This window comes from Paenarthrobacter sp. OM7 (assembly GCF_029873575.1).
Taxonomy (GTDB): Bacteria; Actinomycetota; Actinomycetes; order Actinomycetales; family Micrococcaceae; genus Arthrobacter.
Genome location: NZ_CP123579.1, coordinates 3,062,530 through 3,084,721 on the forward strand (window position 1 = coordinate 3,062,530; position 22,192 = coordinate 3,084,721).

Genomic DNA, 22,192 nt, shown 5'->3' on the forward strand with positions numbered 1-22,192 from the left:
TCAGCAGCGTTGGTCCCACTAGGCTGACTGGAAGTGAGTTGACTGTCTGGCCTGCCCGCAGGCCGCGTGTCCTCCTCCTCGCACCCACTCCCCCGAAGGATGATCAATGACTAATCCGAGCTACCCGCCCGCGCCCCACAACGGGAACGGTGCCCCACCAGTTCCCCCTGCACCCGGTGCTTTCGACGCCCAGTACCAAGGCGGACCCCAGACGTACCAGTCCGGCCCGGATTCCAGCCCTTATGGTGTTCCCGGCACGGGTACTCCGGCCAAGTCCTTCATGGTCACGTGGATCCTCTCCTTGCTCCTTGGTGGCCTCGGTGTTGACCGCTTTTACTTGGGAAAGATCGGGACCGGCATTGCCAAACTGCTCACTGCGGGCGGACTCGGCATCTGGTCCATCGTGGACCTCATCATCACGCTGACCGGCAACGCACGGGATAAGGAAGGCCGCCCGCTGCAGGGTTATCCGGAAAACAAGAAGAAGGCCTGGATCATCACGCTCGTTGTCTGGTTCGCCGGCACGGTTGTTGGGATCGTGTCCACGGTGTTGTCTTTGACGCTGGTGGCTGCCGCGGTCCAGGGACAGGCCACGCCTGTCCCTGCCGCACCGTCAGCTTCACAGGAGGCCACTGCCCCTTCCCAAGGCACTGCCACCGATGGCAACGCTTTCGAGGTCACGGTGTCCGAGGGCAACACCGTTAAGGTCACCGTCCTTAACTCCGGATACGCTACCGAAATCCCGGAGATGGCTTACATGAAGCCGCTCAACGGCGGGTTCCTCCTGCTGGAGGTTTCCTGGGAGACCACCGCCGGATCCAGCTTTGCCGCGCCCAGCAACTTCGATGCCTTCGATGCTGACGGCAACGAGGGCGACCGGATCTTCCTTGACAACGGTCTGGGCGGTCTCGTCTCCGGCGATGTCGCAGCCGGAGACGTACAGCAGGGCGTCATCGCCTTCGACATCAAGAATGGTCCCACCACAGTGGTGATCAACAATGACTTCGGCGACAAGGCAGCCACCTTCACTTTGACACCGGCAAGCTAACCGCCTGTTTGGTCAGAACCAGCTTTACCGAAAGCCCGTTGCCCCTTGGGGCAGCGGGCTTTTGCGTGCGGCTGCCAAGACTATCCGCCGGTTTCGGGCTACCCTGATTTTCGTGTCACATCATCGGATAGCACCCAACGTCGACGATTCGTCGGACCAGCTCGCTGAAGCACTTGCGGCCTTGAGGACGGAACTGGAACTCCCCACCGCGTACCCTGCCGAGGCAGTACAAGAGGCAGAGCGGGCCGTGGAAAACCTCAGGCTGCCGGATCAGGACCTGCGGGAGATCCCCTTCGTCACCATTGATCCCGCTACCTCGACTGACTTGGACCAGGCCCTGTTCATTGAACGTTCCGGAGACGGCTACAAGGTCCTCTACGCCATCGCCGACGTGCCGTCCTTTGTGGCTCCCGGAGGAGCCTTGGATGCCGAGACCCGGCTACGCGGACAAACGTTCTATGCACCTGACGGCCGGATCCCACTGCACCCTGAGGTCATCAGTGAAAACGCCGGAAGCCTGCTGGCCGAACAGGACTGCAGTGCCTTCGTGTGGAACTTCGAACTCGGCGCTGATGCAGAGGTCATGTCCGTGACCGTTGCCCGGGCTGCTGTCCGCAGCCGGGCCAAGCTGAGCTACAAAGGCGCCCAACAGCAGATCGACGACGGCACCGCCCCGCCTGTTCTTCAGCTCCTCAAGGAAGTGGGACTGAAGCGCGTCGAGCTGGAACGGTTGCGCGGCGGCGCAAGCCTCAACATGCCGGAACAGGAAATCGTCCAGGCGACCGACGGCGGCGGGTACAGGATCGTTGCAGCCCCGTCTTTGCCGGTGGAAGACTGGAACGCACAGATCTCTCTGATGACCGGAATGGCGGCCGCACAACTGATGCTGGAAGGCAAAGTTGGCATCCTCCGCACGATGCCCGCCCCGGATGAACGCTCACTGCAGCATTTCAAACGGCAAACCACTGCGCTGGGCAAACCGTGGGATGGCCAGGTCAGCTACGGCGAGTACTTGCGCACCTTGGATGCGTCCGACCCCCAACAGCTGGCCATCCTGCACTCGGCCGGGACGCTGTTCAGGGGCGCAGGTTACACGCCCTTCGACGGCGAGGTGCCTGACACAGTGATCCAAGCGGCCATCGGGGCTCCCTATGCCCACACCACAGCACCGCTGCGACGCCTGATTGACAGATTCGTCCTGGTCATCTGCGAGGCCCTCAGTAACCACAAGGACATTCCGCGGTGGGCCCGAGACGCACTGCCCTCGTTGCCGGAGATCATGGCAGCCTCGGACCAAGTGGCCGGTCGGCTTGAGCGTGCGGCTCTGGACACGGTGGAAGCAGCACTGGTAGCCAACCACGTGGGCCAGGAGTTCGATGCCGTGGTGATTTCAGGGTCCAAGCCTGCCAATGGGAACAGCAACGGCAACCGAGGCAATGGCAATAAAGCCAACGGAAACGGGAGCGGTCCGTATGGGGTCGTCCAGATCGCGGAACCGGCCGTCACCGCACGCTGCGACGGCGAATTGGAGTCCGGAACCAAAGTGCGGGTACGCCTTGTCACGGCGGATATTGCCAGCCGTGAAATCAGGTTCGAGCTGCAGCACTGACCCCGGTGAACCCATGATCCGGGCTTTATGGCTCCCAGAGGATAGACTGGGCCTGTAGTAATGGATGCCCGGTCGTTGATTCAGTTAATTTTTGAAGTCAACAAGCCCGCCCCTACGCGATCTTGAGATGTACCAACTGGTCACCAGTGCCAGTACTTAGATAGCCCGCGATCGGCTTCCACTGGATATGCTTGCGCGCCAGTTCGTGCTCCGGTACGGCTTCGCCGCCCCCGTTGAGCACGCAGCGCCAATGCCTAAATGAATAAGGAAACTCCCTGTGAGTGAATTGCACACCCATGAAGTCCTGACCGACCCCACCGGAACCGAAATTCTTGAACCCGAGGAAACGATCGTCTCGGATGAAAAGCCCCACGAGATCGAAGAAAAGTCCTTCGCCGACTACAACGTCCGCGCTGACATTGTTGAGTCCTTGGCCGATGCCGGGATCACGCACCCCTTCCCCATCCAGGCGATGACCCTGCCAGTGGCCCTGAGCGGCCACGACATCATCGGCCAGGCCAAGACGGGTACCGGTAAGACGTTGGGCTTCGGCATTCCTGCGCTCCAGCGTGTAGCCGGCCGCGACGACGCCGGCTATGAGAAGCTTGCCGTCCCGGGTGCACCCCAGGCCTTGGTGATCGTTCCCACGCGTGAACTCGCGGTGCAGGTTGCCAACGACCTCCAGACCGCGTCACGCAAGCGCAACGCCCGCATCGCCACCATTTATGGTGGCCGCGCTTACGAGCCCCAGGTCGATGCCCTGCAGAAGGGAGTCGAGATCGTGGTCGGTACCCCCGGGCGTCTGATCGACCTTTACAAGCAGAAGCACCTGAGCTTGAAGAACGTCAAGATGGTGATCCTTGATGAGGCTGACGAAATGCTGGACCTCGGCTTCCTTCCGGACGTTGAGACCCTGATCGCCGGCACCCCCGCCGTTCGGCAGACGCTGCTCTTCTCCGCGACGATGCCCGGCCCGGTGATCGCGATGGCACGCCGTTACATGACGCAGCCCACCCACATCCGTGCTGCGGATCCGGACGACGAAGGCCTGACCAAGCGCGACATCCGTCAGCTGATCTACCGTGCGCACAGCATGGACAAGTCTGAAGTAGTGGCCCGCATCCTCCAGGCTCGCGGCCGCGGACGGACCATTATCTTCACCAAGACCAAGCGCACTGCTGCCAAGGTTGCCGAGGAACTCGTCGACCGCGGTTTTGCCGCTGCCGCCATCCACGGAGACCTCGGCCAGGGTGCCCGCGAGCAGGCTCTCCGTGCTTTCCGCAACAACAAGGTCGATGTCCTGGTGGCCACTGACGTTGCCGCCCGCGGCATCGACGTTGATGACGTCACGCACGTGATCAACTACCAGTGTGTTGAAGACGAAAAGATCTACCTGCACCGCGTTGGGCGTACCGGCCGCGCGGGTAACAAGGGCACCGCTGTCACGTTCGTCGACTGGGACGATATGCCGCGCTGGGGCCTGATCAACAAGGCACTCGGACTGAGCGTTCCGGAACCGGTGGAGACGTACTCGTCCTCGCCGCACTTGTACGCGGATCTCGACATCCCCGAGGGCACCAAGGGCAGGTTGCCCCGCAACAAGCGGGTCCTCGCCGGCGTCGACGCGGAGGTCCTTGAGGATCTCGGCGAGACCGGCAAGAAGAACGCACGTTCCGGTTCAGGCCGCGATGGCGGTCGAGACAGCGGACGGGGTCGCGACGGCGGACGAGACAGCGGCCGCGGACGGCAAGCCAAATCCAACGACTCGGACTCCAGCGAATCCAAGGGCGACGGCGGCCGCAACCGTACGCGCCGCCGTCGTACCTCCGACACCGAAGCAGCCCCGGCTGCCGGTGCGTCGGAAACCCGCACAGCCACTGCCGACAATGCAGACAAGCCTGCCCGGACGCGTCGTACCCGCACGCGCCGCCGCAACGGCGAAGTGGTTTCCGGGGAGACCGCAGCTGCCCAGTCCGGCAGCACCGAGGGCTAAAACCCTCAATGACTGAAACTGTTTGGGCGCCGGACGGCGGCAATGTGGTGGTGCACGCGGACAACGCGGAATTCCTCCCTACGCTGCCGGACGGCGCCTTCACACTCATTTACGTCGACCCGCCCTTCAACACAGGCCGGGTACAGCGCCGCCAGGAAACCCGCATGGTCCGGAACGCGGACGGCGACGGCGATCGCGTCGGTTTCAAGGGGCGTTCCTACGACACCATCAAGGGTGCCCTTCACAGCTACGACGACGCCTTCAGCGATTACTGGTCCTTCCTGGAGCCCAAACTCGTCGAGGCGTGGCGGCTCTTGTCAGACGACGGCACCCTGTACCTGCACCTCGATTACCGGGAGGTGCACTACGCCAAAGTGATGCTGGACGCCATCTTCGGCAGGGAGTGTTTCCTCAACGAGATCATCTGGGCCTACGACTACGGCGCGCGCGCCAAGAACCGCTGGCCCACCAAGCACGACAACATTCTGGTGTATGTAAAGAACCCCACCAAGTACCACTTCGACAACGCAGAGGTGGACCGGGAACCGTACATGGCCCCCGGCCTGGTGACTCCTGCCAAGCGCGAGCTCGGCAAGCTGCCCACTGATGTTTGGTGGCACACCATCGTTTCCCCCACCGGCCGTGAGAAGACCGGCTACCCTACCCAGAAACCCGAAGGCCTGGTCCGGAGGATCGTTTCCGCATCCAGCCGCGAAGGTGACTGGTGCCTCGATTTCTTTGCCGGATCAGGGACCCTCGGAGCCGTTGCAGCGAAGCTCGGCCGCAACTTTGTGTGTGTCGACCAGAACGAACAGGCCATCGAGGTCATGCGGAAACGGCTGGGCAGCAAGGCTGTGTTCCACGAGATCCAGCCAACCGGCCTTTAGCCCGCAATACCAAAGCGTGCTCAGGCGACGCCCTTCACGAAGGCCGTCACGGAGTCCGCGATCATCTGCACGGCAATGGCCGACAGAAGCAGGCCGGCAATCCGGGTGACAAGCTCGACGCCGTTTTCACCCAGCACGCGCTGCACGACGCCCGCGAAGCGCATCGCCAGGTACAACGAGCCCAGTACCACGGCAATGCCCAGCCCCACAGCCAAATACTCTGACAGTTGGCTGGACTGCTGAACGAAGACCATCACGGCAACGATCGCACCAGGTCCAGCCATGAGTGGCGTCCCCAAAGGAACAAACGCCACATTTTTGTACTTGGCCGCATTTTCCTCGCCGCTGGTGGAACCGGTCAGCAGCTGCAGGGCAATGAGCACCAGCAGCAGGCCACCCGCGCCCTGCAAGGCCGCCAGCGAGATATGCATGTAATTGAGGATTGACTGGCCGAAGATGGCGAACACCACAATGACGCCGGTGGCCACCAGCAGTGCTTGGAAAGCGGAGCGGTTCCGGTCCCTCGCCGTCATCTGGGCCGTCAAGGACATAAAGATCGGGACGGTACCCGGTGGGTCCATAATCACGAACAAGGTGACGATCACCGAGGCGAGCAGCTGCAAATCCACTAAAGGACCCCTCTCAACGAACCACCGTGCTGCCTGTTGCCATCTCCTCAATCCGGGCCAACACCGCGGGCGAGGTGGTGTTCTCACCCAACAGGTTCGGTTTCCCCGCTCCGTGGTAATCGGAAGATCCAGTGATGAGCAGGCCATGCTCTGCAGCCAACATGCGCAGGAAGTCGCGCCCCTCCTCGGGGTTGTCACGATGTTCAACCTCAAGGCCCATCAGGCCGGCATCAATCATCTCCCGGTAGGTCCGCTCCCCCACGATGCGTCCTCTCGACGACGCCACGGGATGGGCGAATACGGGAACGCCGCCTGCGGCACGGACAAGCTCGACGGCGACCGCCGGGTTGGGTGCGTAGTGCTGAACGAAGTATCGCGAGTGTGAGGTCAGGATGGAAGTGAAGGCCTCCGAACGGTCGGCCACTACGCCGGCAGCGACCAAGGCATCCGCAATGTGGGGACGCCCCACGGTGGCGCCCGGAGCTACGTGATGGATAACGTCGTCCCAGGTCAAGGGGTAGTCCTCGGACAACAGGGTGACCATATGCTCCGCACGGGTAAGGCGGGCATCCTTTGACTTGGTGATTTCCTCCAGCAGACCCGCATGGGCGGGGTCATGCAGGTAGCTCAGCAAGTGGACACTGATGCCCTGTTCCGTCCGGCAGGAGATCTCCATTCCCGGAACAAAGGCGATGCCATGGTCGCGGGCGGCTGCTGCGGCCGGATCCCAGCCATCCGTGGAGTCATGGTCGGTCAGCGCCACCGCATCCAAGCCTGCCGCCACAGCGGAAATGATCACCCCGGCGGGTGTCTCGGTTCCGTCAGAAACATTGGAGTGCGCATGCAGGTCTATCCTCACTTTCCCAGCCTAGGGGATGCGGGCGGGCTTGGCGGGTTGCGCCGTTGGCCTCCTCAACGAACTGGTGGGACGATGTAACGGTGAACGATGCCGAAAACACCCAAAACTCGTCCTCCCAGCCGCTGCAGGAGCGTGTCAACAACCGCTCGCAACGGCCCACATCCGATGCCTTCAAGGCATTCATGGCCAGCAACTGGGCGCCCGCCCCGCAGGTGACCCCTGCGCGTGACGCCGTCGCAGACCACGCCGCCCGCCGCCGTCGTACTATTTCAGGACAGTTCAAAGGCGAACGTCTGGTCATCCCGGCAGGTCCTTTGAAGGTCCGGTCCAACGACTGCGACTACCGTTTCCGCCCGCACTCGGGATTCGCCCACCTCACCGGTTTGGGTTTGGACCACGAGCCTGACGCCGTCCTCATCCTGGAGCCGGTGGCTGAAGGAAAGGGCGACGACGGCGGTCACCATACCGCCACGCTGTACTTCCGCCCGTTGGCCGGCCGCGATACCGAACAGTTCTATGCGGACTCCCGCGCGGGCGAGTTCTGGATCGGCGCCCGCCCCACCCTGGCCGAGTTCGAAGCCCGGCTTGGCCTGCCCACTGCGCACATTTCCGAACTGGAAATGGCCATCACCAAGAACGTGGGTGCACCCGAAATCGGCGGCATTTCCATTCGTTTGGTCCGCAAGGTGGACGAGAACATCGACGCCCTGGTGGATACCGCCCGGTACAACACTGCCAAAGATCCCGAAACGCTTGACCTCGGTGAACTGGATGCCTTGGATGAAAAGCTCAGCGAAGCACTCTCCGAACTGCGCCTGATCAAGGACGAGTGGGAAATTGAGCAGATGAAGATCGCCGTCGCTGCAACCGTGGAGGGGTTCGCCGACGTCGTCCGTGCCCTCCCCCGCGCCCTGACACACAACCGCGGTGAGCGTGTTGTGGAAGGTGCTTTCTTTGCCCGCGCCCGTGAGGAAGGCAACGAGCTCGGCTATGACACCATTGCAGCGTCCGGCAACAACGCCACGGTCCTCCACTGGAACCGCAACTCCGGCACCGTCAACGCCGGCGAACTCCTGCTCCTGGATGCCGGGGTGGAAGCCGATTCCCTGTACACCGCAGATGTCACCCGCACCCTGCCTGCCACCGGAACGTTCACCGATGTCCAGCGCAAGATCTACGAAGCCGTGCTGGACGCCGCCGACGCCGGATTCGCAGCAGCCCAGCCGGGCGTGAAGTTCCGCGACATCCATACGGCCGCCACCACGGTCCTGGCCGAGCGCCTCGCTGAGTGGGGCCTGTTGCCCGTTTCCGTGGAAGAGGCCATCAGCCCCGAAGGCCAGCAGCACCGCCGTTGGATGCCGCACGGTACCAGCCACCACCTTGGCCTTGACGTCCACGACTGCGCCCAGGCCAAGCGCGAGCTCTACCTCGATGGGATCCTCACCGAGGGCATGGTGTTCACCATCGAACCGGGCCTCTACTTCAAGAACGAGGACCTTGCCGTTCCGGAGGAGTACCGCGGGATCGGCGTCCGGATCGAAGACGACATCCTCATGACCGCAGACGGCCCCGTGAACCTCAGCGCCGCTTTGCCGCGCAAGGCAGAGGACGTCGAGTCATGGATGGCCGGCATCTACCAGGACGCGCAGGGCTAAGCGGCTCCGCTGTCAACCACGACCACAGCAAAAAGGGAAGGCCACCGGGGATCCGGTGGCCTTCCCTTTTTGCTGGTCAGCTGAAATCAGTCGCAGGGAGCCTACTGCTTGGACGAACCCTCGGAGCCGGGCTGTTGTCCGTCCTCCTGCGGCGCGTTCTGCGGTGCGTTCTGGCCATCGGTGACGCGAACGCCGTACTGCGGACGGCCGTCAGGGAGGTCCGGGTAGCGAACGGCCGCCGGTGCCGGCTGGGGAGCAGGCGCCGGGTTTCCGGCGGGCGCGTTCTGGCCCTCCGGAACGCCCGCGGTGGATTCGGGTCCACGCTGGCCATAGGGGTCGTTCCAGGTGGAAGGCCGCTCAGGCGCCTGGCCGGGCTGGTGAAGCGGGGCGTTCTGCGGGTTGTAGTTGGCGGGCTGCGCCGTGGCTGCCTGCGACGGGTTCATGGGCAGCTGCTGGAGCAGTCGGCGGGCTTCGTGGGCTGCTTCAACGGCAACAATGACGTCATAGTTGGTGGCCACCACCTGGCTGGTGGAGGTGAAGTCACGCTTTCCGCGTTGGGTGGCGTACGTGACGATCCCGAACAGCATGAAAAACGCAGCACCCATCAGCACTGAAGTGATGATGGAGAACGGCCCACCTGCCGGTGTGAAGAAGGAGAGCATCACGCCGACAAAGAGGCCAAACCACATGCCGCTCAAAGCACCGGACAATGCCACCCTCGGATAACTCAGCCGGCCAGTCACCCGCTCTACCATCTTGAGGTCGTTGCCCACGATCGACACAAGCTGCACAGGGAACTGCTGGTCCGCGAGGTAATCCACCGCCTTTTGGGCATCCAAATACGAGGTGTATGAGCCCACCGTGTCACCTTGCGGGACGCTGCGGGCTTCCTCAACGGCTTTGGGGGCACCAAAAATGTTAGACATAGCCCCATTGTGTCTCATGGACATGTGAACAGGCTGGAATTCAGCTAAAAGAGAGCAGACTCGGTAGCCTGTAAACATGAGCACACATCCTTCACGCGTCTTTGTCGCGCGCCTGCTCGGTTTGGACGTCTTCGACCCCTTGGGCGATCGTCTGGGCCGGTTGCGCGACGTCGTGGTGCTCTCCCGCGGGACCCGCGGGGCGCCGCACGTGGTGGGCATCGTGGTGGAGGTGCCGGGGAAAAAGCGTGTCTTTGTCCCCATGACCCGGATTACGTCCATTGACCAGACGCAGATCATTTGCACCGGCCTGGTTAATTTGCGCCGCTTCGAGCAGCGGGGCGCCGAAACGCTGGTGGTTGCCGAGATGTTCGACCGCCGTGTGACCCTTGCCGACGGCAGCGGCGATGCCACCATCGAGGACATCGCCATGGACCAGCACCGGTCCAAGGACTGGTTTGTCAGCAAGCTGTTCGTCCGCCGTGGACACTCACTCTCACCGTTTGGCAGGCTCCGCCGCAACGAGACGTTGATCATCGATTGGGCCGACGCCCAAACCGGCGCCCACAACGAGCCCCAGGCTGCCACCCAGTTCGTTGCCACGCACGAAGACCTTAAACCCGCCGACTTTGCCGAAGCCCTTCAGGAGATGAGCGATAAGCGGCGTTTTGAAGTGGCCAGCGAGCTCCAGGATGAGCGTTTGGCAGACGTCCTCCAGGAACTGCCGGAGGATGACCAGGTGGAGATTCTCTCCGCCCTCGACGTGGAGAGGGCCGCAGACGTCCTCGAAGAGATGGACCCTGATGACGCCGCCGACCTCCTCGCCGAGCTTCCCTCGGCCCAGGCGGAAGAGTTGCTGCAACTCATGGAACCCCAGGAAGCCGAAGACGTCCGACGCCTCCTGGAGTACGACGAAGACACCGCCGGCGGCCTCATGACTCCAGTCCCGGTCATCCTGCCCCCGGAAGCAACCGTGGCCGAAGCGTTGGCCCACGTCCGCCGCGAGGAGCTCTCCCCCGCCCTGGCATCATCAATCTTCATCGCGCGGCCTCCCTTGGAGACACCCACGGGGCGTTTCCTGGGGGTCGTGCACATCCAGCAGCTCCTGCGTTTCCCGCCGCCCGAACCGCTGGGCAACCTCGTTGACAAGAATCTTGAACCCCTTTCGGACCAGGCCCACATCAGCGAAGTCGCCCGGACTCTTGCCACGTACAACCTTAATTCCCTTCCAGTCGTAGACGACGACGGCCGCCTTGTGGGGGCGGTGACTGTTGATGACGTGCTGGATCACCTGTTGCCGGATGACTGGCGCGCCCACGAGGACGACGCCCCTATAAGGAAACTTGGAGGCCGCATTGGCTGATAACAACGCCGCACGATCCCCCAAGTCGGCAGGACGCGCAACCAGCAGCCTCGACACCCCACTGAGTGGCCGGCAACGGATCCTGCCAAAGTTCTCTCCCAACCCGGATGCTTTCGGCAACGCAACCGAAGGCTTCGCGCGGTTTATGGGCACGCCGACGTTCCTCGTCTACATGACGGTGTTCTGTGTGTTCTGGCTTGCGTGGAACTCTTTCGCCCCCACGGACTGGCAATTCGACCGCATGGAGCTGGGCTTCACCCTGCTGACGCTGATGTTGTCTCTCCAAGCCTCGTATGCGGCACCACTCCTGCTGCTGGCCCAGAACCGGCAGGATGACCGGGACCGTGTCTCACTCCAGCAGGACCGCCAGCGTGCCGAACGCAATCTCTCCGACACCGAGTACCTGACACGGGAGCTGGCGTCTCTCCGCATCGCCCTGCGTGAGGTAGCCACCCGTGATTATGTCCGGACTGAACTCCGGAGCCTCCTGGAGGACATCATCGATGCCCAGGAAGAGCTCCGCGAAAGCGAATCCGCCGCGGACGGCACTGAGTCTCCTGGCGAGAAGGTCAAGGAGAAGCTGAAGGAGAAACGCGACAAGTCCCGTAGCCCCCGCACACAGCAGATACCCAAGGTCCGCCAGCCGCGGGCCACAGGACCGCAGCACTCCACTGCAAAACCGTCGCCTGAAACCCCTGAAAGCCGAGCCTGACCCTATGAGCACCGCATCTGCCGAGGCGCTGCATGCTGCCCTGGCTACAGTCATCGATCCCGAACTCCGCCGCCCCATCACGGAGCTCGGAATGGTGGAATCGGTGTCTTGCGACGACGCCGGCACAGTCCGTGTCGCCGTCCTTTTGACTATTGCCGGCTGCCCCCTTCGCGAAACCATCACTCAGGACGCCTCTGCGGCTTTGTCGCAGGTGGAGGGCGTCACGTCCGTGGACGTGGAGCTGAAAGTCATGTCCCCGGCACAGCGTGAAGCGCTCAAGGAACAGCTCCGCGGTCCAGGCGGCCAGCGCGGCATACCCTTCACCAAGCCGGGCTCCCTGACCAAGGTCTACGCCGTAGCCAGCGGAAAAGGCGGTGTGGGGAAGTCCTCGGTCACCGTCAATTTGGCCTGCGCATTGGCCGCGCAGGGTCTTCGGGTAGGCATCGTTGATGCCGATGTCCACGGCTTCTCAGTGCCCGCTTTGATGGGTATCACCCAAAAGCCCACCCAGGTGGATGACATGATCCTGCCGCCGGTGGCCTACGGCGTGAAGGTCATCTCCATTGGCATGTTCGTAGCAGGCAACCAGCCGGTAGCCTGGCGCGGTCCCATGCTGCACAGGGCCTTGGAACAATTCCTCACGGACGTCTATTTTGGCGACCTCGATGCCCTGTTCCTCGATCTGCCACCCGGCACAGGCGACATCGCCATTTCCGTGGCCCAGCTGCTCCCCAATGCCGAGATTTTGGTGGTAACCACGCCGCAAGCTGCTGCCGCGGACGTCGCCGAGCGCGCTGGAACGATCGCCACCCAGACGGGCCAGAAAGTGGCCGGCGTCATCGAGAACATGTCATTCCTGGAAATGCCCGACGGCGGCAGGATGGAATTATTCGGAAGTGGCGGCGGCGCTATCCTGGCCGGGCGGCTGAGCGCTGCCGTTGGCAGCGAGGTTCCTTTGTTGGGCCAGATTCCCTTGGATATCCGGCTGCGGGAAGGCGGTGACGCCGGGAAACCCGTGGTCCTGGCTGCCCCCGAAACTGCGGCCGCGAAGGCTATGCAGGACGTGGCCTCGGCTTTGGCCTCACGACCCCGCGGACTGTCAGGCCTGTCACTGGGGATCGAACCGCGCTGACGCTTAGCGCTTGCGGGCGCGGCACTATCAATCGGGTCAGGTGGCTTCGGAATCGAAGGGGGCAGCTTCGCCCTCAGCCAGCCGCTCGATGACCCGGGCGGGGGCCTTTGGCTTGGTCTCCACCGATGCAGCCGCAGCAGCAGCTGTTGCGGCAACGGCAGGTGCTCCAGCGCTCACGGGCTTGGTCTCATCATCCAGCAGTGCATCCTTGATGATGCGCCGGGGATCATATTGCCGGGGATCATATTTCTTCCAGTCGACGTCATCGATATCGATGCCGACTTCTTCCTTGATCTGCTCCCGGGCACCCGACGCCATCCGGCGGACTTCCTTGACCAGGTTGGCAAGCTTTTGAGTGTATTCGGGCAAACGGCTGGGACCGATGACGAGTACGCCGATAATCAGAAGGAGTACGAACTCCGGGCCGTTGATTCCAAGCACGCTACGAAGATTACCTTGTCTGTGGTGCCGCTCATAAACCGGCGGGTCGGAGAAGGGTCTGGAGCCCGCGCAGCAGCCTCGCGTACCAGGCTTCGGCCCCTTCGCTGGGCTGATCAGCCGCCATGGATTCGCCTGCCCGGACGATTTCAGGTACCGCGTCATCCGCAGTGTCTGCGGGAAGGTCCGAAGCATAACTGATCACTGCAGCGGGCATGGTGTACACGGCCTTCCACGGGCTCCCCTGCGTGACAGAAAGCCGTGCCGACGTCGTTGGTCCCTGGGCCGGCTGGTCAGCCGGCAGATGCTCCTCCACAATGATGGCGTAGTGGCCGTTGCTTTCCAGCCTCATTTCCACCGCCGGGTGCCCGTTGTGCATAGTGCCGTGGGCCGAGACCACGGTGAAGCCCATTCCCGCCAACTCAGGGCACGCCCACCCTTCTTCCCGCAGAGCGTCCAGCTGGGCAGAGCTCAAGCTGACAGTGCTGCCGGCCCGGAATACAGGTCCCGCCATGCTTTCCACCGGGTTCCCTGTCCACGCTCCGGCAAGGGCGCCGACGTCGCTGGTTCCGGCACGGACCTGCGGGATGTCGTCACCGGCCACCACGTACGCCGACACCCCCAGGGCACCGGCGCTGACAGCCAAGGTGCCGGCTGCGACGCCCGCGACGCGAAGTCCCCGGCGGAGGCCGTTGGAGGAAGTCCGGGCGGCAAATTCCTGGCCCGTCTCGTTGGCAAGGCGCTCAGTATGCTGGATCAGCCGTGCGGCAAGGTCCTGGCTGGCTTCGGGCACTGAAGCACCCCGAAGACGTTCCAGGTACTGCCGTTCCCGGCGAAGGGCGTTACTGCAATCGGCGCATACCTGAACATGGTCCGGGTTGCGGGTATGGCGCAGGGCAGCCAGTTTGCGCCGGGACAACAGTCCCGGACGACGAGGATGTCGAGGCATCGACGTCCTAAAGGATGCTTGCGATGCGCGGCATCTTCAGGCGCGGCTTGCGGGCCTCGGCCGGACGGGGATCGCGGTGGGCGAGTTTCTCCCGCAGCATGGTCCTGCCACGGTGGATACGGGACCTGACGGTTCCCAACTTGACGCCCAGCGCCTCTGCAACCTCGTCATAGGAAAGGCCTTCGAGATCGCACAGCACGACGGCGGCGCGGAAGTCCGGCGGCAGTTCTTCCAATGCACGCTGGACATCCAGGTCAAGGTTGTTGTGTTCGAAGCTCTGCTCCGGACCGGGCTCGCGGCCGGGCAGGCGGGACTCGGCATCCTCAGCCAGGGCATCGAAACGGATCCTGCTCTTGCGCCGGGCCTGGTCCAGGAACAGGTTGGTGGTAATGCGGTGCAACCAGCCGTCCAATGTTCCCGGCTTGAAATTCTCCAACGACCGGAACACCCGGACAAAGACCTCCTGGGTGAGGTCCTCGGCGTCGAACTTGTTGCCTGTCAGGCGATAGGCGAGGCGATATACCTTGGCGGAGTGGTTGGCCACCACTTCCTCCCAGCTGGGCATGACCCAGTCGGCAACGCCGTCAATGCTTTCCGATGTTTGGACTGGCGCAGCATGCAATGCCGGCATCGTCCACTCCCCTCAAACTGTGGTTCACCGAATCCTTCGGCGCCGGCCACCTCATGGATGATCGGACCATTATCATCCCAAGGTTGTCTGGGAATTTCCTGACTGGGGCAGGTTTTTCCCGCAGGGCTGAAGAGGGGGCTGGACACAGCTGCAGGACGGCTGCCCAACAGCGGGTTTACGCGTGCTTACACAGTAGTCTTGGTACAAACACCCCTACCCGCGGAAAGCGAAACCCTTCATGAGTGCCGACAAGTCAAGCAGCTGGTCCTATGCAGAAGATCTGCCTGCTGAGGATGACGTCTTGTTGCGCGCCAGGGAGCGGTCTTTCGAGCTGGGAGTCACACCCATCAGCCCCGGTGTGGGCGCGGTGCTCACGGTCCTCGCTGCCGCCTCCAAGGCACAGACAGTGGTCGAAGTTGGCTCGGGAGCCGGAGTGTCCGGCGTCTGCCTGCTCCGCGGACTGAGCCCCCAGGCAGTCCTGACCACCATCGACGTTGACGTTGAACACCTCAAAGCGGCCAGGGAAGCGTTCCTGGAATCCGGCAGCCCTGCCAACCGCACCCGTACCATTTCAGGGCGTGCGGCCGACGTCTTGCCGCGATTGACGGACTCGGCCTATGACCTCGTCTTTATCGACGCCGACAAGCCCAACTTCCCCAAGTACGTGGAACAGGCCATCCGCCTCCTCAAGTCCGGCGGCACGCTGGTGATCAACGACGCCCTGGACAAGGACCGGGTGGCCAACCCGGCCGCACGCGATTCCACCACTGTGGTGCTCCGCCAGATCGGCAAGGCAATCCGCGACGACGATCGGCTGGCGTCGGCGATGCTGCCCACCGGTGATGGACTGCTGGTGGCCGTCAAGAGGTAGGGCGCCAGCCTTCCTTAAACCAAAAAGCAGGGCCCCGGCTCAGCCGGGCCCTGCTTGGTAAATCTATCCAGTCACGCCTACGAGGCATTCCTTGAGGTTCTCCGCCTCAGCGGCGTTGAGCTCGACCACAAGCCGTCCCCCGCCTTCGAGCGGCACACGCATGATCAGGCTGCGTCCCTCTTTGGTCACTTCCATCGGGCCGTCGCCAGTACGTGGTTTCATCGCCGCCATTAGGAAAATCCCCTCCATTTGTCCCAAGTCACGCCCAACCCGGCCGGGCTGGATCCGCGTCGCAATTGCAGCCGGCGGCAACGCTTGGGAGGCCGCCTTGGCCGGGCACTTTTAGGTGCTTTATCCTTGCTCTTGGTCCATTATCCCGTACTTAACCGTCCGTAGCGAATCAGCACGCCATTTGTCCGGCCTTTGTACATATTGCCATTCCCGGCAAAGCTGCACGTCAGGGCGGATAGTCGCCTCCCCCGGGCAGCTGGGCCCACGCCCACAGCCATACCACCCAGACAATCTGGAGCAGGATGAACATGGCCACCACGGTTCCCCGGTACGCCTTGGATTTGGACAGCAGGGCTGCACCGAGCGCCAGCGGAAACAGCGGCAGGAGCATACGGAAGGTGCTGGTTTGCGGGTGCAGGAAAACCAGCAGATAACCCATGTAACAGGCACACCACAGCCGCAACTCCATTCCAATTGCCCGGACCGGCCTGGACATCATCACCAGCACAAACACTCCGGTGAAAACGAAGGGAGCCAGCACTCCCAGCACCGGCCCGAACAACATCCGGCCAGTATCAAACCAGGGCTTGAAGGGAACAAGGTCGTGACCACGCCACGCCGTTTCAGTACGGGTGTAGGCCGCCGGATCCCCTGTCACGGCCCAGGCAATGGCAGGCCATGCCAAGGCCGCAAGACCCGTGGCGAACACGAGGACTGCCAGTGATACCAGGCTGCGCGTCGACGTCGGGTCCGTTGCCTTGCCGGCATGTCCAGCAGTGCCAACCGCCGGCAGCGCCATAGGTGCCTCCCGGAACCGTTGCCACAACCGCCACAGGAACAGCAGCCCCAGCATGGCGGCAAACGGCACGCCGGTGGGCCTGGACAGGCACATCAGGAGCACCACGGGAATGGCCGTAAAGTAGTGGCGCCTGACCACAAGGAGCATTGACGATGCCAGAAGCAGCAGGTTCAGCGATTCGGCATAGGGGACCTGCAGGATGGGAGACACAGGGAACGTGGAAACGAAAATGACGCCCCACATGGCGGTACGCCGGCCCGCGAACTCCCGGAAGAGCAGGTAAATGACCAGCGCCGCACCGAGGCCCGCCAGCATTGCAATGGCCGTGAGGGCGGGCAAAGTCCCCATCCCGGTGATGGCGGACAAGCCCCGGCCCAGGAAGGGAAACAGTGCGTAGAAGGCCCAGGCATTCTCCTTGACGACGCCGTTGGCGTCCACGGGAAGCTCTGCAGGATAGCCCTTGTCCGCCGCCTCCTGGTACCAGCGCCCGTCCCAAATGGTGATGAAGTTCCAGTAATCCGGCGCCGGCGGAAACCACGGGTTGGTGCCTTGGTGGATGGCTGCGGCCATGAAGATACACGCGCTGACGAGCCTGGCCACCACGAAGAGCAATGAAACCTGGAGCCACCATGGCCACACCGACATCCGTGCGGCCAGGGCTGAGGCAGAGTTCGAAATCCGTTCCGTGGGCCCTTGCCCGGCCTTGCTCCCGGTCTGTGGACTCACGGCTTGATCCGGCCGGGTTCGCCGTCCTCAAGTCGCGGCTGCGCCTGCGCGCTGAGCCGTTCGATCTCCTGGTCTTTGGCATGCAACTGGTCCCGAAGGTCATCAAGGACCTGGTCAACCTGGTCCATGCGGTATCCCCTCAACCCCAAGGCGAAACGCAGGGAATCGACGTCGGACGGCTTGGCCTTGGACGGCAGCACCACCGGAGGCAGGCCGGCTACGGGGTCGTCAAGGCCAGCGCCGATCGAGCGTCCCCGGACCATCCCGGCTCCGAGGTACAACACAGCGCCGATGAGGACAATCGCGAGAAACACCAGGAAAAAGCTCACAGGTCCATCGTGCCAGAAACTGCCGGCTATTCCGGGCGCTGGTTGCCGTTGGGAGTGGGAGGGAGCGGCGCCCCGTGCAAAACGCGGTGAACGGCGTCCGCGGGGTCATCCACCAGTTGGATCAGGTCAAGGTCCTTTTCGGACACCATTCCCTCCGCCACCAGGGTCTCCCGGATCCACTCAATCATGGGCCCCCAGAACCTGACCCCCAGAAGCACGATGGGGAACGATGTCACCTTGCGGGTCTGGACCAACACCATGGCTTCGAACAGCTCATCGAGAGTCCCGAGGCCGCCGGGCAGGACGACGAAGCCCTGCGCGTACTTGACGAACATGGTTTTACGGGCGAAGAAATACCGGAAGTTGATGCCCAGGTCCACCCACTGGTTGAGTCCTTGCTCGAACGGCAGTTCGATGCCCAGGCCTACGGAGACCCCGTTGCCTTCCACGGCACCTTTGTTGGCCGCTTCCATGGAACCGGGACCTCCACCGGTGATCACTGCGACGCCGGCTTCGGCGAGCTTGCGTCCGACGTCCACGGCCATTTCGTAGTACTCGGTCCCAGGCTTTGTCCGTGCGGAACCGAACACGCTGACGGCCGGGCCCAGGTCAGCGAGCGCTCCGAAGCCCTCCACGAATTCGCTCTGAATCCTCAGGACACGCCAGGGATCAGTGTGGATGAACTGTCCGGCGCCACTCGTATCCAGCAAATGTTGGTCAGACATCCCCGTATCCGCTTGTTTACGGCGAAGCTCCAAGGAGCCCTTGTGCTTGGCCGGCGCGATCTCCGAGGGCAGGGGAACATGACTGGCCCTGACCTGGCCGTTGGCATCCGGGTGGGGTACTGGGTGCTGGCTGATGCTCATTGCCCAAGGCTAGCGCTTACAGCTGCCTGCTCCGTCGCTGCGACCCGGTTCTTGCATTGCAGTCTGGTATATCGCTGTGGGGCAGGTTTCTGTTCAGTCACGATCTTGGGGAAGTTGCCGTGACCGTGGTCATATTTGCTTCTTTGTTCGCTAGATTCGTCGTATGACTACTCAAGCGTCCGGCGATGCCCTCGTCTCCCTGAATGGCGTCAACAAGCATTACGGTCAACTGCACGTCCTCAAGGACATCAACCTTCAGGTCAAGAAGGGTGAGGTGGTAGTGGTAATCGGCCCCTCAGGTTCCGGTAAGTCCACACTCTGCCGTGCCATCAACCGTTTGGAAACCATCGACGACGGTGACATCGCCATCGACGGGAAGAAGCTTCCCGAAGAAGGCAAGGACCTCGCACACCTGCGTGCCGACGTCGGAATGGTCTTCCAGTCCTTCAACCTGTTCGCCCACAAGACGATTCTTGAGAACGTCACGTTGGGTCCCATCAAGGTCAAGGGTGTGGCCAAGGGCACGGCCGACAAGGAAGCCATGGCTCTCCTTGAGCGCGTTGGCGTTGGGCACCAGGCTCCCAAGCTTCCTGCCCAGCTCTCCGGTGGCCAGCAACAGCGTGTTGCCATCGCACGTGCTCTCGCCATGAAGCCTAAGGTCATGTTGTTCGACGAGCCGACGTCCGCGTTGGACCCCGAAATGATCAACGAAGTCCTTGACGTCATGATCCAGTTGGCAAAAGAAGGCATGACCATGATCGTGGTCACCCACGAGATGGGCTTTGCCCGCAAGGCTGCCGATCGTGTGGTGTTCATGGCTGACGGCCAGATTGTGGAAGACGCTACTCCCGAGGAATTCTTCACCAACCCGAAGAGCACCCGAGCCAAGGACTTCCTGTCCAAGCTTTTGACCCACTAGCTCTTGACCGCCCGCACCCAGGCCGTTAGAGACCGCACCCAGGCCGTAAGACGGCCAATCTATGAAAGGAATGTCATGAAGGCTTTCATTACCCGGAGGAAATCACTCCTGGTGGCCGCTTCCGCAGCCCTCGCCCTGTCGCTGAGCGCATGTGGCGGCGGCACCACCACCACTCCCCCGGTTGCTTCGGCGACCTTCGAGGCCGGCACCACCATGGAGAAGCTGAACAAGGCCCAGAAGATCACCATCGGCACCAAGTTTGACCAGCCGCTGTTCGGCCAGAAGGGCCTGGATGGCAAGCCTGTCGGTTTCGACGTCGAAATGGGCAAGGCGATCGCTGCCAAGCTGGGTATTCCCGCTGACAAGATCGAATGGGTAGAGACTGTCTCCCAGAACCGCGAATCGTTCATCGAGCAGGGCCGCGTTGACTTGGTCATCGCCACCTACACCATCAACGATGCCCGGAAGGAAAAGGTTGCCTTCGCCGGACCTTACTACGAAGCGGGCCAGGCACTCCTGGTGAACAAGGACGACACCTCCATCACCAAGCCTGAAGATGTCGCCGGCAAGAAGGTCTGCTCCGTCACGGGCTCCACCCCGGCAAAGACCATCGCCGAAAAGTACAACGCCGAGGTTGTTCCGGCTGCCACGTACACCGCTTGCCTGGAGCCGCTGCGCAACAAGCAGGTAGTTGCAGTAACCACGGACAACGTGATCCTCGCCGGTTACGTGGACAAGGAACCGGATGCCTTCAAGCTCGCTTCGGATGAGACCTTCACCAAGGAGCCTTACGGCATCGGCCTGAAGAAGGACGACACCGTTTTCCGCAACTGGATCAACGACCAGCTCGAGGCATTCCAGAAGGACGGCGACTACAAGAAGGCTTGGGAAGCCACTGCAGGCAAGGTCATCAAGACCACTCCTGAACTTCCTGCGATCAACCGCTACTAGTCGGGATCCGTTGACTGCCGCCGCCCAACCGGACGGCGGCAGTTGACGACTCCAGGACCCTGTTCCCTGATTAGCTGCAGCCAAAGGAAGCCATGGACGCCGTCATAGCAAGCCTCCCCGAATACTGGGACGGATTTCTCCGGACCCTTTATCTTTCCGTCATTTCAGGAATCATTGCCCTCGTTGTCGGCACACTCCTGGCGGCCATGAGGGTCTCCCCCGTGGCTGCACTCCGCGGTTTCAGCATGTTCTATGTTGAAGTCGCGCGTAACACCCCGTTGACCATCATTTTCTTCTTCGCAGCCATCGTTCTCCCCCGGCTGGGCGTCAAGTTCGAGCAATTCGAAGTGGCCGCCATCATCGCGCTGAGCAGCTACACGGCAGCCTTCATCGCCGAAGCAGTCCGTTCCGGTGTCAACAGCGTGCCCGTGGGCCAAGCAGAAGCTGCCCGGAGCATCGGCATGACCTTTACCCAGGTCCTGGGCTTCATTGTCCTTCCCCAGGCCGTCCGTACCGTCGTCCCCCCGTTGATCAACATCCTGATCGCCTTGGTCAAAAACTCTTCGGTGGCCGGCGCGTTCTTCGTCCTCGAGCTTTTCGGTTACGGCCGCCAGCTCTCCAACGACTACGGTGACCAAGTCCTGTGGATCCTGCTCGGGGTGGCCTTCTTCTACCTCCTGATCACGGTGCCCTTGGGCCTTCTGGCGCACTTTGTTGAACGAAAGGTGGCGATTGCCCGATGACCTCGGTCCTGTACGACGTCCCCGGGCCCAAGGCCCGCCTCTACTCGCTCCTGGGATCCGCAGCCGGAATCCTGATCATCCTTGGTGTCCTTGCCATCGCCGTCACCACGCTGGCACAGCAGGGCATCTTCGATGCAGACCGCTGGGAAATCTTCTACGGTCCCCTGGCCCCGGATGTCTGGAGCCTGATCGGCCAAGGCATCCTCTCGACGCTGGCGGCAGCCGCGGTCGCGGCAATCATCGCCTTCCCTCTGGGCATTGCTCTCTGCCTGCTGAGGATCTCCCTGATCGCCTGGATCCGCATCCCCACCCAGGTGGTCCTTGAGTTCCTCCGCGGCATGCCCGTGGTCCTCATGATGTTGTTTGTCCTGCTGGTCTTCGCCACGGGACAGTTCCAGGCCGTCGTCGTGGGCCTGGTCCTCTACAACGCCGCCATCTTTGCCGAAATCCTCCGTGCGGGCATCCAGTCGCTGCCCAAGGGTCAACGCGAGGCCGGACTGGCCATTGGCCTGCGGAGCTTCCAGTCGCGGATGTCCATCGAGTTCCCGCAAGCTGTCCGCCGGATGCTGCCATCGCTGGTCGCCCAGCTGGTGGTCCTGCTCAAGGACACCTCGCTTGGCTACATCGTGGGCTATGAGGAACTGCTGCGGAAGATCCAGATCATGGCCGACTTCCTGGGTCCGGACTTCCTGTTCCCGGCCTTCTTCGTCGGCGCGGCCATCTACATCCTGATCAACCTGACCGTGTCACGGATTGCGATCATGATTGAGCGCCGCGGTTCCAAGAAGGCCGCCGGCGGCGTGGCTCCGCCCAGTCTCCGGACCGGGCTCGTGGTGGGCGGTAACGACCCCATCGCCAAGGATTCCATCGAAGGCCCCAACAAGGCGTAGTCCTGCACCAACTCAAAGAAGGTCCGCAGCCACCAGGCT

23 protein-coding genes are annotated in these 22,192 nt (G+C 62.5%); 13 read left to right on the forward strand and 10 right to left on the reverse strand.

The genetic code is table 11. The features are described from left to right. Positions 1-106 precede the first annotated feature (106 nt). The 4 genes from QEH68_RS14095 to QEH68_RS14110 all read left to right on the forward strand — a co-directional run bounded on the left by QEH68_RS14095 (position 107) and on the right by QEH68_RS14110 (position 5,537). Complete coding sequence (locus tag QEH68_RS14095) at positions 107-1,048, forward strand: TM2 domain-containing protein (protein WP_280623176.1); 942 nt, start codon at positions 107-109, stop codon at positions 1,046-1,048. A gap of 112 nt (positions 1,049-1,160) precedes the next feature. Continuing rightward, positions 1,161-2,657, forward strand: a complete 1,497-nt coding sequence (locus QEH68_RS14100; RefSeq protein ID WP_207594093.1) for an RNB domain-containing ribonuclease — start codon at positions 1,161-1,163, stop codon at positions 2,655-2,657. A 277-nt stretch (positions 2,658-2,934) separates the two neighbouring features. Further along, positions 2,935-4,650, forward strand: coding sequence for a DEAD/DEAH box helicase (locus QEH68_RS14105; protein ID WP_207594094.1), 1,716 nt, complete (start codon positions 2,935-2,937; stop codon positions 4,648-4,650). Positions 4,651-4,658: 8 nt separating this feature from the next. Further along, on the forward strand, positions 4,659-5,537 hold the full coding sequence (locus QEH68_RS14110) for a site-specific DNA-methyltransferase (RefSeq protein WP_207594095.1): 879 nt from the start codon (positions 4,659-4,661) through the stop codon (positions 5,535-5,537). A 20-nt stretch (positions 5,538-5,557) separates the two neighbouring features. Here the strand turns inward: QEH68_RS14110 and QEH68_RS14115 are convergent, their stop codons facing one another. After that, positions 5,558-6,166 carry a MarC family protein gene (locus QEH68_RS14115; protein WP_207594096.1) on the reverse strand — a complete coding sequence of 203 codons (609 nt, stop codon included), beginning with the start codon at positions 6,164-6,166 and terminating at the stop codon, positions 5,558-5,560. Between the two features lie 13 nt (positions 6,167-6,179). Then, the gene (locus QEH68_RS14120; protein ID WP_089595677.1) at positions 6,180-7,025 is read right to left on the reverse strand and encodes a PHP domain-containing protein; all 846 of its coding nucleotides are present in this window, start codon (positions 7,023-7,025) and stop codon (positions 6,180-6,182) included. Positions 7,026-7,105: 80 nt separating this feature from the next. Between QEH68_RS14120 and QEH68_RS14125 the strand changes: the two genes are divergently transcribed. Continuing rightward, complete coding sequence (locus tag QEH68_RS14125) at positions 7,106-8,680, forward strand: aminopeptidase P family protein (protein ID WP_280623177.1); 1,575 nt, start codon at positions 7,106-7,108, stop codon at positions 8,678-8,680. Positions 8,681-8,781: 101 nt separating this feature from the next. Here QEH68_RS14125 and QEH68_RS14130 read toward each other — a convergent pair whose 3' ends face one another. Beyond that, entirely contained in the window at positions 8,782-9,606 is an 825-nt protein-coding gene (locus QEH68_RS14130) for a general stress protein (protein ID WP_207594099.1), read from the reverse strand. Between the two features lie 76 nt (positions 9,607-9,682). Here QEH68_RS14130 and QEH68_RS14135 point away from each other — a divergent pair, with 76 nt between their 5' ends. From QEH68_RS14135 to QEH68_RS14145, 3 genes are read left to right on the forward strand one after another with little or no spacing between them, the layout of a single operon-like run. Further along, positions 9,683-10,966, forward strand: coding sequence for a CBS domain-containing protein (locus QEH68_RS14135; protein ID WP_011775428.1), 1,284 nt, complete (start codon positions 9,683-9,685; stop codon positions 10,964-10,966). Next, entirely contained in the window at positions 10,947-11,678 is a 732-nt protein-coding gene (locus QEH68_RS14140; protein WP_207594100.1) for a DUF1003 domain-containing protein, read from the forward strand. Before QEH68_RS14135 ends, QEH68_RS14140 begins: the two co-directional genes overlap by 20 nt. A 4-nt stretch (positions 11,679-11,682) precedes the next feature. After that, entirely contained in the window at positions 11,683-12,810 is a 1,128-nt protein-coding gene (locus QEH68_RS14145; protein WP_207594101.1) for an Mrp/NBP35 family ATP-binding protein, read from the forward strand. A 36-nt stretch (positions 12,811-12,846) separates the two neighbouring features. On the opposite strand, the gene QEH68_RS14150 is transcribed toward QEH68_RS14145, so the two are convergent. The 3 genes from QEH68_RS14150 to sigE are packed head-to-tail and all read right to left on the reverse strand — an operon-like array spanning position 12,847 to position 14,828. Next, positions 12,847-13,251, reverse strand: coding sequence for a Sec-independent protein translocase TatB (locus QEH68_RS14150; protein WP_207594102.1), 405 nt, complete (start codon positions 13,249-13,251; stop codon positions 12,847-12,849). A 31-nt stretch (positions 13,252-13,282) separates the two neighbouring features. Then, entirely contained in the window at positions 13,283-14,197 is a 915-nt protein-coding gene (locus QEH68_RS14155) for a hypothetical protein (RefSeq protein ID WP_280623178.1), read from the reverse strand. A gap of 7 nt (positions 14,198-14,204) precedes the next feature. Further along, entirely contained in the window at positions 14,205-14,828 is a 624-nt protein-coding gene (sigE, locus tag QEH68_RS14160) for an RNA polymerase sigma factor SigE (RefSeq protein WP_207594103.1), read from the reverse strand. A gap of 238 nt (positions 14,829-15,066) precedes the next feature. Between sigE and QEH68_RS14165 the strand changes: the two genes are divergently transcribed. Beyond that, the gene (locus QEH68_RS14165; RefSeq protein ID WP_026539968.1) at positions 15,067-15,699 is read left to right on the forward strand and encodes an O-methyltransferase; all 633 of its coding nucleotides are present in this window, start codon (positions 15,067-15,069) and stop codon (positions 15,697-15,699) included. Positions 15,700-15,762: 63 nt separating this feature from the next. Here the strand turns inward: QEH68_RS14165 and QEH68_RS14170 are convergent, their stop codons facing one another. The 4 genes from QEH68_RS14170 to QEH68_RS14185 form a co-directional block, all read right to left on the reverse strand. Next, complete coding sequence (locus tag QEH68_RS14170; protein WP_089595685.1) at positions 15,763-15,930, reverse strand: DUF3117 domain-containing protein; 168 nt, start codon at positions 15,928-15,930, stop codon at positions 15,763-15,765. Positions 15,931-16,156: 226 nt separating this feature from the next. After that, positions 16,157-17,374, reverse strand: a complete 1,218-nt coding sequence (locus tag QEH68_RS14175) for a hypothetical protein (RefSeq protein ID WP_280628018.1) — start codon at positions 17,372-17,374, stop codon at positions 16,157-16,159. Between the two features lie 77 nt (positions 17,375-17,451). Continuing rightward, positions 17,452-17,784, reverse strand: a complete 333-nt coding sequence (locus tag QEH68_RS14180) for a DivIVA domain-containing protein (RefSeq protein ID WP_207594104.1) — start codon at positions 17,782-17,784, stop codon at positions 17,452-17,454. Between the two features lie 26 nt (positions 17,785-17,810). Then, positions 17,811-18,650, reverse strand: a complete 840-nt coding sequence (locus QEH68_RS14185) for a TIGR00730 family Rossman fold protein (protein WP_207594105.1) — start codon at positions 18,648-18,650, stop codon at positions 17,811-17,813. Positions 18,651-18,813: 163 nt separating this feature from the next. Between QEH68_RS14185 and QEH68_RS14190 the strand changes: the two genes are divergently transcribed. The 4 genes from QEH68_RS14190 (at position 18,814) to QEH68_RS14205 (ending at position 22,153) form a co-directional block, all read left to right on the forward strand. Further along, positions 18,814-19,569: an amino acid ABC transporter ATP-binding protein gene (locus tag QEH68_RS14190; RefSeq protein WP_026539964.1), complete on the forward strand. Its 756-nt coding sequence runs from the start codon at positions 18,814-18,816 to the stop codon at positions 19,567-19,569. A gap of 75 nt (positions 19,570-19,644) precedes the next feature. After that, entirely contained in the window at positions 19,645-20,520 is an 876-nt protein-coding gene (locus tag QEH68_RS14195) for a glutamate ABC transporter substrate-binding protein (protein ID WP_207594106.1), read from the forward strand. A gap of 92 nt (positions 20,521-20,612) precedes the next feature. Continuing rightward, on the forward strand, positions 20,613-21,263 hold the full coding sequence (locus QEH68_RS14200; protein ID WP_280623179.1) for an amino acid ABC transporter permease: 651 nt from the start codon (positions 20,613-20,615) through the stop codon (positions 21,261-21,263). After that, a complete protein-coding gene (locus tag QEH68_RS14205; RefSeq protein WP_089595690.1) occupies positions 21,260-22,153 on the forward strand; it encodes an amino acid ABC transporter permease in 894 nt (297 codons plus the stop codon). The genes QEH68_RS14200 and QEH68_RS14205 overlap by 4 nt, the downstream gene beginning before the upstream one ends. The last annotated feature ends 39 nt before the right edge of the window (positions 22,154-22,192 follow it).